This window comes from Pseudoalteromonas sp. MMG013 (assembly GCF_018100885.1).
GTDB classification, from domain to species: domain Bacteria; phylum Pseudomonadota; class Gammaproteobacteria; order Enterobacterales; family Alteromonadaceae; genus Pseudoalteromonas; species Pseudoalteromonas aurantia.
Map to the genome: position 1 here is coordinate 112,442 of NZ_JAGJEE010000005.1, position 13,887 is coordinate 126,328.

The 13,887-nt window shown below is 40.9% G+C and carries 14 protein-coding genes; 11 read left to right on the forward strand and 3 right to left on the reverse strand.

Annotated features, from left to right (window positions below):
* The first annotated feature begins 69 nt into the window (after positions 1-69).
* Positions 70-630 (forward strand): phosphoribosyltransferase family protein, encoded by a 561-nt coding sequence (locus tag J8L98_RS07200; protein WP_192506364.1) that lies wholly within the window; start codon positions 70-72, stop codon positions 628-630.
* Positions 631-674: 44 nt separating this feature from the next.
* Here J8L98_RS07200 and J8L98_RS07205 read toward each other — a convergent pair whose 3' ends face one another.
* Positions 675-1,331, reverse strand: a complete 657-nt coding sequence (locus J8L98_RS07205; protein ID WP_210995867.1) for a cyclic nucleotide-binding domain-containing protein — start codon at positions 1,329-1,331, stop codon at positions 675-677.
* Positions 1,332-1,578: 247 nt separating this feature from the next.
* Between J8L98_RS07205 and J8L98_RS07210 the strand changes: the two genes are divergently transcribed.
* Positions 1,579-1,794, forward strand: a complete 216-nt coding sequence (locus tag J8L98_RS07210) for a YgjV family protein (protein WP_192506366.1) — start codon at positions 1,579-1,581, stop codon at positions 1,792-1,794.
* Between the two features lie 25 nt (positions 1,795-1,819).
* On the opposite strand, the gene J8L98_RS07215 is transcribed toward J8L98_RS07210, so the two are convergent.
* A complete protein-coding gene (locus J8L98_RS07215; RefSeq protein ID WP_210995868.1) occupies positions 1,820-3,466 on the reverse strand; it encodes an amidohydrolase in 1,647 nt (548 codons plus the stop codon).
* Between the two features lie 168 nt (positions 3,467-3,634).
* Here J8L98_RS07215 and J8L98_RS07220 point away from each other — a divergent pair, with 168 nt between their 5' ends.
* Both J8L98_RS07220 and J8L98_RS07225 read left to right on the forward strand, forming a co-directional pair.
* A complete protein-coding gene (locus J8L98_RS07220; protein ID WP_210995869.1) occupies positions 3,635-5,407 on the forward strand; it encodes a hypothetical protein in 1,773 nt (590 codons plus the stop codon).
* Positions 5,408-5,470: 63 nt separating this feature from the next.
* Positions 5,471-5,971: a DUF1543 domain-containing protein gene (locus J8L98_RS07225; protein ID WP_210995870.1), complete on the forward strand. Its 501-nt coding sequence runs from the start codon at positions 5,471-5,473 to the stop codon at positions 5,969-5,971.
* A 1-nt stretch (position 5,972) separates the two neighbouring features.
* On the opposite strand, the gene J8L98_RS07230 is transcribed toward J8L98_RS07225, so the two are convergent.
* Complete coding sequence (locus J8L98_RS07230; protein WP_210995871.1) at positions 5,973-6,185, reverse strand: hypothetical protein; 213 nt, start codon at positions 6,183-6,185, stop codon at positions 5,973-5,975.
* Positions 6,186-6,519: 334 nt separating this feature from the next.
* Here J8L98_RS07230 and proB point away from each other — a divergent pair, with 334 nt between their 5' ends.
* The 7 genes from proB to J8L98_RS07265 all read left to right on the forward strand — a co-directional run bounded on the left by proB (position 6,520) and on the right by J8L98_RS07265 (position 13,880).
* Complete coding sequence (gene proB, locus J8L98_RS07235; protein WP_210995872.1) at positions 6,520-7,629, forward strand: glutamate 5-kinase; 1,110 nt, start codon at positions 6,520-6,522, stop codon at positions 7,627-7,629.
* Between the two features lie 63 nt (positions 7,630-7,692).
* Positions 7,693-8,670: a GGDEF domain-containing protein gene (locus J8L98_RS07240; protein WP_210995873.1), complete on the forward strand. Its 978-nt coding sequence runs from the start codon at positions 7,693-7,695 to the stop codon at positions 8,668-8,670.
* Between the two features lie 42 nt (positions 8,671-8,712).
* Positions 8,713-9,078, forward strand: coding sequence for a glutathione S-transferase N-terminal domain-containing protein (locus J8L98_RS07245; RefSeq protein WP_192506372.1), 366 nt, complete (start codon positions 8,713-8,715; stop codon positions 9,076-9,078).
* A 97-nt stretch (positions 9,079-9,175) separates the two neighbouring features.
* Positions 9,176-10,660, forward strand: coding sequence for a glutamate--tRNA ligase (gene gltX, locus J8L98_RS07250; RefSeq protein WP_210995874.1), 1,485 nt, complete (start codon positions 9,176-9,178; stop codon positions 10,658-10,660).
* A 142-nt stretch (positions 10,661-10,802) separates the two neighbouring features.
* Entirely contained in the window at positions 10,803-11,495 is a 693-nt protein-coding gene (locus tag J8L98_RS07255) for a DUF3581 family protein (RefSeq protein WP_210995875.1), read from the forward strand.
* 85 nt (positions 11,496-11,580) lie between these two features.
* Positions 11,581-12,813 (forward strand): DEAD/DEAH box helicase, encoded by a 1,233-nt coding sequence (locus J8L98_RS07260; RefSeq protein WP_210995876.1) that lies wholly within the window; start codon positions 11,581-11,583, stop codon positions 12,811-12,813.
* A gap of 101 nt (positions 12,814-12,914) precedes the next feature.
* Complete coding sequence (locus tag J8L98_RS07265) at positions 12,915-13,880, forward strand: sensor domain-containing diguanylate cyclase (RefSeq protein WP_210995877.1); 966 nt, start codon at positions 12,915-12,917, stop codon at positions 13,878-13,880.
* Positions 13,881-13,887: the final 7 nt, after the last annotated feature.

Sequence of the window (13,887 nt, forward strand, 5' to 3'; positions counted from 1 at the left end):
TAACTTCAATGTTGTAAAACTAGCTTATCTAAATTGGCGATTAATTCGCATAGTTCCACGGGGTTTGGTATGTCAGATAAGTGCTATATTACCGCACAACAATTGTTAGAAGATTCTTTTCGTGTTGCAGCACAAGTGTATGAAGATGGGTTTCGCCCAGATTTCATCATTGGTATTTGGCGTGGCGGCGCTCCAATTGGTATTGCTGTGCAAGAGTATTATGATTATAAAGGCATTGAAACAGATCATATCGCTGTGCGTACATCGTCATATTATGGAATAGGTAAGCAGTCAAAAGAAATCAAAGTGCACGGCTTACACTATATAATAGAAAATGCGGATGCCGGAGATTCATTGCTGATTGTTGACGATGTATTTGACTCAGGTCGCAGTATATTTGCGTTAAAAGAGAAGCTCAGCGAGCTGATGCGCTTAAACTTACCAAGAGATATCCGAGTTGCGTGCCCGTACTATAAGCCGAAAAATACCAAAGTGCCCATGAAGCCAGACTATTACATTCATGAGTCAGATGAATGGCTGGTGTTCCCGCATGAATTATCTGGATTAACCCCAGATGAGATTATTGCGGGCAAATCTGATTTAGCTAAAATTCAGGACCTTTTTAAATAAAGTATGACAAAGGTGTACAAAACATGCCGTTTTGTACACTGAACTTAAATTTGGGAGAAGCTGTCAACGAACTCTTCAAGTAAAGTGATATCTACAGGCTTTAAGCCATCACTGGTACGTACTATTAATCCTTTTTCAACCAGTTCAGACACCACGCGTCGATAAGCTCGCTCCGTTGTCGCAAAACGTTCGGCTTCAGCATTGACCGTTGGGTAAGCTCGCAGCATGGTTGGATGGTTGTTTTCGGCACGCAATAAACAGTCATTAGCAATGTTATAGCTGAGTGGGAGCAGCAATTTATCTAGGTTGATTTTTTGGTTTTCGGTGAATTTGGCGGCAATAGACTGTGCTGTGTATAAGCTCAACTGGGGTTGATCTAACAATAGCTGGCGCCAATGCTTTAACTCAATCAGGTTGTACTTCACCTCGCTAAGGCAAGTGACTGTATAAATACAAGGGTGTTGATTGAGTGCTTCAATTTCACCAATGAGGGTGTTATTACAATCTAATTGTCCGAGTAGGAGACGACGACCGTTACCCACATCATAGCTGAATGATACAGTACCACTGCGTACTAAGATTAACTTGCTTAGTGGCTCATCTTGATGAATTAATACGTCTTTTTTACTATGTACAAATCCGTTACCCGCGAACTTTAATAATTGTTCTACAAGATCGGTGGAAAAATGATATTGAAACATCTAGATGGCTCTTCGGACAATTGTCCTATTTATTGGTGATAAATAACGATAGCATGAAGTCCTTGATTTCTTGCTAACTCACACCAGCGGTTTGCTAAAATGCAAATGCCCCCGTTCCCGTGTTAGAGCTTACTTAGTCCTAATTCTATAAGGGGTTTGTGAGTTAGTTTTTTTATTCTAGGCTTAATCACACCAGCAATAATTTTGTACAGCTGACTATGCTAACTCAACTAATGGGAGAGAACAAATGACTTGGGAATATTTAGGCTATATTGCCTCAGTTTTTTTGGTAATTTCACTGATGATGAGCAATGTCGTTAAATTACGGTGGTTTAATTTAACAGGGTGTATATGTTTTGCTATCTATGGAGTCATGATAGAAGCCTGGCCTGTGGCGTTTACTAATGCACTATTAGCGCTTGTAAACAGCTATCATTTAATAAAACTGCACCGTACTGATTAGTACCGTGCAGTTAATAATATAGCAACTAACCTTGGTATTTTAACTTCCCAGCGATCCAAGTTTGTTCAACTTGAATATCATCTATTTCATGCTGGTCAATATTCATAAAGTCTTTATCAATTAAAATGAAGTCTGCCCATTTTCCTTGTTCTAAACTACCGGTTTTATATTCTCTAAATTCACTATAAGCCGCATCAAGTGTAAAAGCGCGCAAGGCCTGTGCTCTGGTTACTGCCTCATTGACTCGCCAGCCACCTTTAGGTTTTTGCGCCCGAGACATTCTTGTTATAGCCGCATATAAGCCATGGAAGGGGTTGGCTAGCTCAACGGGGAAGTCTGATCCAAATGCTACTTTACTGCCTTGTTTGATAAATGTTTGCCACGCATACGCCCCTTGCAGCTGTGCATCGCTTAAACGCAATTGCGCCATATTCATATCCGATGTGGCATGAACGGGCTGCATAGATGGAATAATGGCCAACGATTTAAAGCGTGGTATATCTTGCGGGTGAACAACTTGGGCGTGCTCAATGCGGTTTCTAAGCAGCTTTCCCCCGACTGATTTGAAGGTGTTTTCATACGCATCTAGTACAATACGGTTTGCTCTATCACCAATTGCATGGGTGTGAGCACTGAACCCATGTTTGAAGCTCTGTGTAAGTAAAGCTTCTAATTTTGGTTGAGTTTCGAGCATTAAACCTTGATAGTTTTTACGGTCATGGTAATCCTTGATAAGTGCTGCACCTCGACTACCCAAAGCGCCATCCGCATATATTTTAACACTACGAATAGACAAAAAGTCTTGCGTGTCTTTTATAACGCCTTGTTTTAACATGCTTTCTAACTTGTCATCATTTGCGCCAAGCATTGCATAAATACGCAGAGGCAGTTTTTTTTGTTTCGCATAGTCTTGGTATAACAACCATGTATTGTAGTCGATACCGGCGTCATGAGCTGAAGTGATCCCTAAGCTGAGCAAATGTTTACCAGCCACTTCTAAGGCGCGCTTTCTTTGCGTAGGCAAAGTCGCGGGAATGTGCTGATTAACCAAGTTCTCTGCTTTATCGATAAATATTCCTGTTGGTAACCCGTCGGCACCTCTGATTATCTCGCCACCTTTTGGTGTTTGGGTATGAGCTTCTATTTTAGCCAGTTTCATCGCTCGTGAATTGGCCCAAATTGCATGCCCGTCAACTCGGGTTAACACCACAGGTCTGTTTGATATATATTTATCTAACTGCGCAGCGGTAGGAAACTTGCCACTAGGCCATAAAGTTTGATCCCAGCCGCGACCAATAAGCCAACCTTCTGGGTTTTTATTGGCATAGCTTACGAGCTTTTCTCCGACTTCTTTAATCGAGCGACTTCCCCTAATATCTAATCGAAGTAAGTTGTTACCAAGCCCTATAATATGACCATGGGCATCGATTAATCCAGGCAGAAGGGTTTTGCCTTGGCCATCAATTCGTGTCGCTTGGGGGAATTGTTTTAACGTAAGATCATTGCCTGTTTTAACGACTTTCCCATCTTTAAACACCAGCACGCTAAATTGTGCGAGGGCACCCGCATTGGTTGGCGTATAGCCTTGTATGTTGTGAATAAGGGTTGTTTGCGCAAATGCAAAGGATGAAGCGCCAAGTATACTTATGCTTAGAAATAAACTTTTTATCATTCACTTGCCTATGAGTGATTTATTATTTTATCCACCTTAACGTAATTTTTCTTATGGCTCAATTGATTGCATTCTTGCAAGTTTTTAAACGTCGCTGATCACTTGCATAAATCGACCAATATGTAGTAGATATAGGAACCGGTAATACAATAAATAAGGACAGTTAAAATGGAAAAATATAAAAAGTATGCCCGTACAAGTTTAGCGTTGGCAATTATGTCAATTATAACGCCCAGTGTTTCAGCAAATCATCTGTTGCAAAATGAACAAGGTTATGAAGAGATTGTTCCTGAGTTACGTGCTTTTTCAGAATTAGCACAACAAGTTAGGTATTTCTATCCGAGTAACGCTGTCGCAAATTCTGACTGGGATAGTTTTTTACGTGATAGCTTCAAAGTCTTGCGTGACACGCCAAGCGAGCAGCGAGTAGATAAAGGGATAGAGTTGATCCAAGCAATTGCACCTTATGTTCAGCGCAATGTGATACACCTTCCGAGTGTTGAGAATGATGAGAGTGTGAATGTTTGGATTCAAAGTGGGGCGAGTACTAATCATATTTATTTTAGAGATTTAACAACCGGCACTTTTCAAGAGCTTACTCAATTCCCTTATTTCACACAGCAAACATACTTTGCTTCAACCTACCAAGGTCAAGATATTTATATCCCGTTATATTTACCCATTGATAGCGCGTTATTAGGGACGGCATATCAAGCAGGAAATCCTTATAACTTAGTAACGAATATGACGGGTACTGAAACATGTATGGCTGCAGTGAGCTCTATGTGGGCAGAAATTCAACATTTTTGGCCGTACTTTGCGCATGTTGATGTAAATTGGTCACAAACTCATTTACCTCTGTTTAATGCATGTATTGGTGCTAGAAATGAGTTCGAGTATAAAGTGAATGAGCAGTTTTCTTTATTAGGTGACAATCATGTATGGATAAATTATCCCGAAGAAATAGTACCTTTTAAACACTATAAGTTACCATTTACCTTGTCTTACATTGATGAAAAGGCGTTGGTGGTTAATCGGACTGATTTCCTATCCTTACAAGTTGAGCTAGGTGATGAACTGATCAGTATAGACGGTCAAACAATTGACTATTGGTTAGATTATTACAAAGGCCGTACATTAAAAGCGGGCCTGACAGAAAAAGAGCAATCGCTGAATCTACTCACTCGGTACACAGATTCACGTTTAGTGAATATGGTGTTTAGAAAATCGTCTGGTGAAGAGTACGGTGTAACCAGTGCGACCGTTCACTATAAAGTGACGGGTCCATATAAAGGACAAGGTGTCGTGCCGCATTACAGTGAGTTGGTAAGATATCATGAGAATGGTGTTGCACAGTTAATGGCATACAATGTGACGGTAAATAATTTACCTGATGTGAAGCGCCTTCTTGAAAAGGCTTCGGCCATTGTGATTGACTTCCGCCATTATCCAACAAGTTTTCAGGGTTGGAAGCAGCTATTCGCTTGGTTACTCTCTACCGAGGCAAAATCGGGGACTCTTGATTTTAGATATCAAATGATGCCAGATCAGACCAAGAAGTTTGATTATACTTTTCGCCAGACAATTACGCCTGAAGGTGCAGGTGTCAATATCCCTTTGGTCGCGTTATCATCACGTTCAAGTATCAGTCAGAATGAGCATGCACTGATGTTTTTACAAGATGCCAATATACCAATTTTAGGTGTGCCTACAGCCGGAATTAATGGTGATATTGTGTATTCTCATAAGTTTGGCGGGTATCAACAAGGTGGTATTTCATATATTTATACGGGAATGTCGGCAAGGCAAACAAATGGCGAAGCATTAATTGGTGTCGGTGTTTTACCTGATATGTACGCACCACGAACGGCCAAATCTATCGAAAATCAAGAGGACAATCAGCTTATTCAGGGTATTAGTTACTTGAAAAAGCAGCTATAACGCAGTCATGTATTATCGACAAAATGCAGTGTAAAATCACACTGCATTTTTTGGAGGCGTAGTATGAAGTTGTTTATGGTGTATTTAGGGGGGCGAGTTACCGGGTGCCATATTGAAATGCATGATGTACGGTTTGTTATCGGTGAAAACATTGAACAATGTTACCCGAAACTGAAAGCGCAATGGGTTGGGGATAAAAATGCGGTACATATTGATAGCTATACTGAAATTACGCACATCAATGGCTATGAAGTGAATTTGGTAACCGAGCATACCTCGCAGTCTGAAAAGCTGTACTTTGTTAATATGGGAGGGTATCACCCCACGGATCTTGCTGAGCAGCATGATTTTGCTTTGTTTATTGCGAGGAGTGTTCAAGAGGCAAAAAATCAAGCTTATGCACAATTATTAGTGGGAGCAAGTCACCTCCATAAAGATAACTTACATGATGTGGACGATTGTTTTGCAATAGATTTATTAGATGAAAAATATTTCATTAAATTAACACCCAGCGGTAAAAATAAGCCGCTGACGCCAGATTGGTTTGGGTATCATATTTTGTAATTTACGGGTCTTTTTGTTCAGCTTTAATTGCCATTTTTATTGCAATAATAACAATAGCAAATAGGATGAAAGGGAGTGCTGCTAAGCTATATTCAGCGATGGAACTGTCCTGATAGCTTGGTTGCAGAATAAAATGACCGCCAATGCAAAGCAAAATAGCAACGAACAATAATGGGAGCATAATTAGCTCCTTATGTTTTGAGTGTTTCTTCATTAAAAAACCTCCGAGACTTGGGGCGTACTATGACGTATCTTTTTGTTACAAGGCTTGATATGGATCATTTGATAAATCATTTTCACCGACTCGCAAGCATAAAATATTTTAGTATAAAATATAACTAAATAAATCACTGTTCTAGAAACAAATATACCATTTTAGGGAGGTTAGCGCGACTATATTGGTGATTGTATACAATCTGCGTGTAATCGCACGAAAAATGGTGGTTTTATGCAATTATTAACAACTGCTCAAAAGTAACATGAGCAAAATTTACTTGTACAGTTTTTCCTCTTTGTTATAAATGATGGCTTGTTGAGCAGGAGGAAGCATGAAAAGTGAGATAGTTGTAATTAAATTGGGCACAAGTGTACTGACGGCAGGTGAGAAAACCTTAAATAAGCCGCGTATGGTCGAACTTGTGCGGCAGTGTGTACAACTTAAACGCCAAGGCTATCAAGTGATCCTTGTATCGAGCGGGGCGGTAGCGGCGGGTCGTGCTCAGTTACCAAAACCTTGTGGCAGCTCATTAAAAGAGAAACAAATGTTAGCTGCCATCGGGCAAGGCCAGCTCATTTACACTTGGCAAACGCTTTTTTCTTTATACAACATACCTGTTGCACAAATGTTACTTACTCGGGCGGACGTAGAGCATAGAGCACGCTATTTAACGGCTCGAGATACCTTGAATGAATTATTACATCATAATGTCGTGCCAATCATTAATGAAAATGATGCGGTTTCTACGCGGGAAATAACGGTGGGAGATAACGACAATTTGTCGGCGATGGTAGCGATACTGGCCAATGCAAATAAATTAATGTTACTAACCGATCAAGTGGGGCTGTTTACCGCAGACCCGAGGAATGATCCAGATGCAAAGTTAATTGCAGAAGTGCGCAAAGTGGACGATAAGTTGCGCGCTTTAGCTGGAGGCGGGGGGAGCAATCAAGGCACTGGTGGTATGGCGACGAAACTTCAAGCTGCGGATATTGCACAAAGAGCTGGGATTGAAACGGTGATAGCGAAAGGTAGCGAAGCCGATATTATTACTAAAGTAATGAAAAATGATGCACCAAGCACGACTTTTGTGCGTTTCGATGCGCCGGTCGAAGGCAGAAAGAAATGGCTCTTGTCGGCACCAAAGTCAAGCGGTGCATTGATTATTGACCTAGGTGCATGCGAGGCTTTAATTGACAGTGGAGCGAGTTTGTTAGCTAAAGGAATCATTTCGACACAAGGTGAGTTTAAGCGAGGTGATTTGGTGATGGTTAAGAATCAGCATGGTCACGTCATTGCAAAAGGGCTGTGCAGTTTTTCAGACAGCGAGTTGAGTATCATTAAGGGGTGTCACAGCTCAGAAATAGAGGATGAGCTGGGCTGTAAATCATCACATGTAGTGCTTCATAGGGACGATATGGTGCTACTTGAATGTGTATAGTCACTGCATAAAATGTATAGGGTAGACTAAGCTATAATCTCAAGGGTATTTGAGAGGCTTAAAATGACGATAGCGACTCAGTGTGGCCATGAGTTAACCGCTCGCTTATTGGATCAAAAAAGCGAATGTGCACTTGATGCGTGTTTTGACAAAATTCTTGAGCACCTTACTCAAGGTAATCACGCTTACGCATTACTTTTTTGTAAGCAATTTACACCACAAAAAATACCAAATACAGTTTTTACTTATTTAGAAGAAACGCTTACTGAGGTTGATATTGAATCTCAGGTAAAGCGGTTAGAGAAGCTAAAACCCAGTGTAGAAGTACATTATTACCATAGGAAATGTATTTTTCCGGCTAAATTCGAAAATAATATACTGGGCTTTTTGGTTATTGAACTGATAGAAGATGAATTAATCTCTCCCCTCGAATCTTTAATAGCGCACCTACTTAATGTATTTGTAAAACAATTGTCTACGCTGCATTATGCGTGTATTGACCCCCTGTCTCAGTTATTGAATAGACAGACTTTTGAAGAAAAGGTTTTAAGTGTTGTCGCTCGTGATAACCATGCTGCGATGCGTCAAGGTTATGCTGAACGTCGCTGGTACTTAGCGATGCTTGATATTGATAACTTTAAAGGCGTAAATGATACATTTGGTCATGTTATTGGCGATGAAGTTATTTTGCTGGTGGCGCAATTATTAAAAAGTAGTTTTAGAGCTGAAGATTATGTATTTCGTTATGGTGGGGAAGAATTCGCTGTCTTGTTTCCGAGCCAATGTCCGACCACTGCATTTAACGGGTTAGAGCGGATTCGGATGTTGATTGAAGCAGCTCGTTTCCCACAAGTGGGTTCGATTACGGTCAGTGGCGGTTTTGTTGCTTTGGTTAATATTGGACAAACATCAGAGGCAGTCCACCAAGCTGATCAAGCGTTATATTATTCCAAACAACATGGTCGTAATAAAATGACCTTTTTTGATGATTTAAACATAGTGCCCTTAGAACCAATCCATAGCGATATTGAATTGTTTTAGCTTGTGATATGATTGCCCTATAATTTAGACACGGGAATAAACATGAAATTTGTACGTTGGTTACTCGGGCGCATAATCTTACTACTTGATTTTATTTTTACACCTAGCAGTAAAAAGCGCCCATCAGAACAGCAATTGGCACTGGATACACAAACGGCACAGTTTAAGCTGTATGAGTTTAAAGCTTGCCCGTTTTGCGTAAAAGTGCGTCGAGCGATTAAACGAGAAGGGCTAAAAATAGAAACTCGTGATGCCAAAGGTAATGCACAATATCGCCAAGAACTAGCAGAGCAAGGCGGCAAAGTTAAAGTGCCTTGTCTACGTATTGAACAAGATAACAAAGTAACTTGGTTATATGAATCAAGTGATATTGTCAGCTATCTACAAAAGCTCGATAACGCTGCATAATTTGCCGTTCAATGAACAATGAGAAAATTTGAGAATATGGGTTGATATGCTAGCATATCAACCCATATTTTATCGTCTGATATTTAAGAGAATCCACATGACTATCCGTACTCGTGTAGCCCCGTCACCGACAGGTGATCCGCATTTAGGCACCGCTTATATTGCACTGTTTAATTACTGTTTTGCTAAACAGCAAGGTGGTGAGTTTGTATTACGTATTGAAGACACAGACCAGGTGCGAAGCACTTCAGAGTCAGAACTCGCAATTATGGATAGCTTACGTTGGTTGGGCCTTGAGTGGGATCATGGTCCCGATGTTGGTGGTGAGTTTGGCCCTTACCGCCAGTCAGAACGTAGTGACATATATAAAAAATATGCACACCAGCTAGTTGAAGCGGGGAAAGCTTTCTATTGTTTTGCAACGGCTGAAGAGCTAGACCAAATGCGAGAAGAGCAAATGGCTGAGGGCTTACGTCCAAAATACGATGGACGTGGTTTACTCTTAAGCGAAGAGCAAATTAAAGCAAACCTAGAAGCTGGTATACCTTACGTTATTCGTATGAAGATCCCAGCTGAAGGCACGTTTAAGTTTAATGACTACTTGCGCGATGAGATAGAGATCCCGTGGGAAAATGTCGACATGCAAGTGCTATTAAAAGCGGATGGTTTCCCAACTTATTTCTTGGCGAACGTGGTCGATGACCATCATATGCAGATCAGTCATATTTTCCGTGGTGAAGAATGGATTAACTCCGCTCCTAAATTGCTAAAGCTTTATGAAGACTTTGGTTGGGAAGCGCCGGTATTAGGCCACCTACCACTACTACGTAACCCAGATAAATCGAAGCTTTCCAAACGAAAGAACCCAACCTCTATCAATTATTATAAAGAGATGGGCTTTTTACCTGAGGCTGTACTGAACTATCTTGGTCGAATGGGGTGGTCTATGCCTGATGAGCGTGAAAAGTTCACGCTAGCAGAAATGATAGAGCACTTTGATATGAAGCGAGTCTCATTGGGCGGTCCGGTATTTGATGTCGATAAGCTAAGCTGGCTAAATGGTCTTTGGATCCGTGAAAATTTGACTGACGAACAGCTTATCCAGCGCTTTGTTGACTGGAAGTTTAATAGTCAAACACTCGCGCGTATTTTGCCTGAAGCAAAAGCACGTATAAATACGCTATCAGACTTGGTTGATTTAGCGGGTCACTTTGTTGGCGGTATTCCTGAGTATGACCCTGCATTATTGACCGCAGGTAAAGCTGAGGAAGAGACTGTACGTCAAGCTCTACAATTTTTTATCTGGGAACTCGAAGGGCTACGTAACTGGGAAAAAAGTGAAATCTTTGCCATTGCTAAATCAGTATCAACTTTCCATGAACTCAAAATTAAAGAGTTTTTAGAACCAATTTTTGTTGCTGTGACGGGGAAAGCGTCGTCTACGTCGGTGTTAGATGCAATGGAAATCTTAGGTTCCGATCTATCCCGCGCACGTTTGCGTGTGGCGCTTGCACATATTGGTGTCTCGAAAAAGCAAGCTAAAAAGCTAGAAAAAGCTTATAGGGATTACCCCAACTCATAATCTAATTCTTTGAATTACGTCTATAAAAAGCCACATTTACCGTTTGTGGCTTTTTTTATGTTTAAATTTCAACAGATTCGACCTCTTTTTGTAAATATTCTGATAACATAGCGCGGTTTTATAGCTGATAAAGAAAGAATATATGTTAAGTCGTTTTTACCAAGAACAAGGCGAGCACGTGGTGATCACCCGTGAGCAAGGTAGTCAATTTGCAAAACAAATCGCAGATGATTTTAATCCTCTTCATGATGTTGATGCTAAAAAGTTTTGCGTACCTGGTGATTTACTCTTTGCGTTAGTATTGCAGCGTTATGGTATCAGCGACAATATGCACTTTTCATTTTTAGGTATGGTTGATGAAACATCTCAATTAAATTTTCCGCAAGGTAATGAAGAATTTGATATCACCTCAAATGACAAAGTAATGATGTCAGTTAAACGTGATGGGGATGCTAATCTTTGTCCGAGTCTTATTGAGAGTTTAACGAAAAAGTATGTCGAGTTTTCTGGAACAGCCTTTCCGCATGTAATTATCCCGCTCATGGCACAGCAAAATGTCATGATCAATCCTGCTCGCCCCATGGTGATTTACGAATCAATGGCGATTCATTTGAATGATACAAATTTAGAATCTGTTGAACTGGAGTCTGATACGCCTGAGTTTAGCTATGAAGGCAAGCGCGGTAAGATTATTTTGCGTTTCAAGCTACTTAATGGTGGAAAGCTTGTAGGCCGAGGTGAAAAGCATATGTTGGTATCTGGGATTAGGGCATACTGTCAAGAGACTGTAGATGACTTAATTGCCTATTACAACAATAGAAAAGCAACATTGTAACTAAGCGATAGCAATGTGAGATGCGCGCATCTATGGCGCGCATTTGTTATACTTCGGCCACTTTATTTGTCTGTGAGTAGCCACCATGTCATTTCAATCTCTGCAATTAGCCCCTGAACTTAATCAGGCGTTAAACACGCTTAATTTTTCCACTCCGACGCCGATACAACAACAAAGCATTCCTGAGATTTTAGCTGGACGAGATCTTTTGGCGACGGCTCAGACAGGCACGGGGAAAACGGCCGCTTTTATATTGCCAATTTTACATCAATTATTGCAAGTACCTGAGCATAGTGGACAAGTTCGTGCTTTGGTACTAGCACCTACCCGAGAGTTAGCACAGCAAGTTGCGAATAATACTCAAGCGTATGCCCAACATACGGGCATAAAAGTTGCGTGTATTTACGGGGGGGCAAATATCAGCCCTCAAGAAAAAGCGCTAAGGGCAGGAGTTGATATTGTGGTGGCCACACCAGGGCGTCTCCTTGATCACTTATTAAAAGGGACATTGAAGTTAGCATGTGTTTCTCACTTAGTATTTGATGAAGCTGATCGCATGCTCGATATGGGGTTTATTGGTGAAATAAAACGTATCATGCGTCATTTATCAGGAGATAGGCAAACTTTACTTTTCTCAGCGACGTTAGACGATCAAGTACAAAAGCTGGCGGCTCAATGGCTGACAAAGCCGCAGCGAGTTGGGGTTGACCCTGATAATAGCGCAGCGGAAAAAGTAGAACAGTTGTTTTATGCTGTGGATGATGATCGCAAGCGAGAATTGATGTCGCATTTGATAGGGAAAAATAACTGGCAACAAGTGCTTATTTTTACCAGAACGAAAAATATGGCTGATGAATATGCGAAAGAGCTCAATAAAGATGGGTTAGCGACATTGGCAATTCATGGTGATAAATCGCAAGGCGCGCGAGACAAAGCACTCGCGCAGTTTAAATCTGGAAAAACACGTGTGTTGGTTGCAACGGATGTTGCGGCTCGTGGTATTGATATCATTGATTTAAATTATGTTATTAATGCGCAATTACCATTTGTAGCCGAAGATTATATTCATCGTATCGGGCGCACGGGCCGTGCGGGGAAAGCAGGTACCGCTTTGTCTTTAGTGAGTATTGATGAACAATGGCTATTAGAAGAGTTGGAAGTACTGCTTGGTGAGCGTTTAACGCCGCAATGGTTGCAAGGCTATGAACCTGATTTAACAAAAGAGCCTAAAGATAATCGAAAGAACTCAGCCAAATCACGAAAGCAAAGAGATAAAAAGCATATTTTAGGAAAGAGCGTGCACCGCCGTCGCCGATAATTATTGTGATAATGTTATTTTTGGTGCGACAGTATATGGGTTTTATTGTTATGCTTAACAGGTGCTAGAGTAAATCGTATAGACAGTTAAGAGGTTGTCGAATGACCACAGATCCTGAGCTATTACAGCAAACAAAATCTCAAGAAACATTGGCAAAGTGGCAAAAAACCATTGATTTAATGGCCAGAGTTTTTAATGCACCGGCTGGTTTTATTGTACAGGCACAGGAAGCGGGCTTTTCGGTACTGGTTGCAAATAAAAACAGCGACAACCCTTATTCTGTTGGTGGGGTAATCCCCCTTGAAACCAATATTTTCTGTAAAAAAGTGGTGGCGGAAAATGCGGCACTGTACGAGCGTAATGCGAGTATTAACCCAGAGTGGGACTCTAACCCTGAAGTGAGCGAGGATGGTTTTGAGTCATACTTAGGGGTTCCTATTCATTGGCCTGACGGTAGCGCATTCGGTACGCTGTGTGTGATGGACTTTAAAATCACATCATATGATATCAGTATGGTTGAGTTGATTGAGCATCTGCGAGATATGCTCGAAGATGACCTTATATTGATGCACCGCTTTAGTAAAATGCGCACGATTGCGATGCTAGACCCACTTACCAATATTTATAATCGTCGTGCAGTTGTTACTTTGGCTGAACATAAACGTGATATTGCGCTAAAAATGGCGTTGTTTTTTTATTGTATTTTTATCGACTTAGATGATTTTAAAGCAGTAAATGATCTATACGGACATACCACAGGCGATAAAGTACTGAGTAGTATTGCACAAGCGATAACAAGCGTCAGTCGAGATGATGATCTTGCTGGTAGGCTAGGTGGCGATGAGTTTTTGATGTTTGTGCAAGGACCAAATGGTGAATGGATTTCTGAATTAATGAAACGGCTAGAAGACCAGTTTGAATTACTATTGACGCGTAATGCATTGCCCAAAGTAACGTTTAGTTATGGTAGTGCCGTAACCGATGAAAAGTTCATTGATTTAGAGCAATTAATTGCCCAAGCTGATAAGTCGATGTATCAAGCAAAAACGGCACGGCGTAAGGTCTAATAACGAC

What these genes read in the sequence shown, in the direction of transcription:
- J8L98_RS07200 (WP_192506364.1), top strand. Translation starts at nt 70, where the DNA reads ATGTCAGATAAGTGCTATATTACCGCACAACAATTGTTAGAAGATTCT.
- J8L98_RS07205 (WP_210995867.1), bottom strand. Translation starts at nt 1,331, where the DNA reads ATGTTTCAATATCATTTTTCCACCGATCTTGTAGAACAATTATTAAAG.
- J8L98_RS07210 (WP_192506366.1), top strand. Translation starts at nt 1,579, where the DNA reads ATGACTTGGGAATATTTAGGCTATATTGCCTCAGTTTTTTTGGTAATT.
- J8L98_RS07215 (WP_210995868.1), bottom strand. Translation starts at nt 3,466, where the DNA reads ATGATAAAAAGTTTATTTCTAAGCATAAGTATACTTGGCGCTTCATCC.
- J8L98_RS07220 (WP_210995869.1), top strand. Translation starts at nt 3,635, where the DNA reads ATGGAAAAATATAAAAAGTATGCCCGTACAAGTTTAGCGTTGGCAATT.
- J8L98_RS07225 (WP_210995870.1), top strand. Translation starts at nt 5,471, where the DNA reads ATGAAGTTGTTTATGGTGTATTTAGGGGGGCGAGTTACCGGGTGCCAT.
- J8L98_RS07230 (WP_210995871.1), bottom strand. Translation starts at nt 6,185, where the DNA reads ATGAAGAAACACTCAAAACATAAGGAGCTAATTATGCTCCCATTATTG.
- proB (WP_210995872.1), top strand. Translation starts at nt 6,520, where the DNA reads ATGAAAAGTGAGATAGTTGTAATTAAATTGGGCACAAGTGTACTGACG.
- J8L98_RS07240 (WP_210995873.1), top strand. Translation starts at nt 7,693, where the DNA reads ATGACGATAGCGACTCAGTGTGGCCATGAGTTAACCGCTCGCTTATTG.
- J8L98_RS07245 (WP_192506372.1), top strand. Translation starts at nt 8,713, where the DNA reads ATGAAATTTGTACGTTGGTTACTCGGGCGCATAATCTTACTACTTGAT.
- gltX (WP_210995874.1), top strand. Translation starts at nt 9,176, where the DNA reads ATGACTATCCGTACTCGTGTAGCCCCGTCACCGACAGGTGATCCGCAT.
- J8L98_RS07255 (WP_210995875.1), top strand. Translation starts at nt 10,803, where the DNA reads ATGTTAAGTCGTTTTTACCAAGAACAAGGCGAGCACGTGGTGATCACC.
- J8L98_RS07260 (WP_210995876.1), top strand. Translation starts at nt 11,581, where the DNA reads ATGTCATTTCAATCTCTGCAATTAGCCCCTGAACTTAATCAGGCGTTA.
- J8L98_RS07265 (WP_210995877.1), top strand. Translation starts at nt 12,915, where the DNA reads ATGACCACAGATCCTGAGCTATTACAGCAAACAAAATCTCAAGAAACA.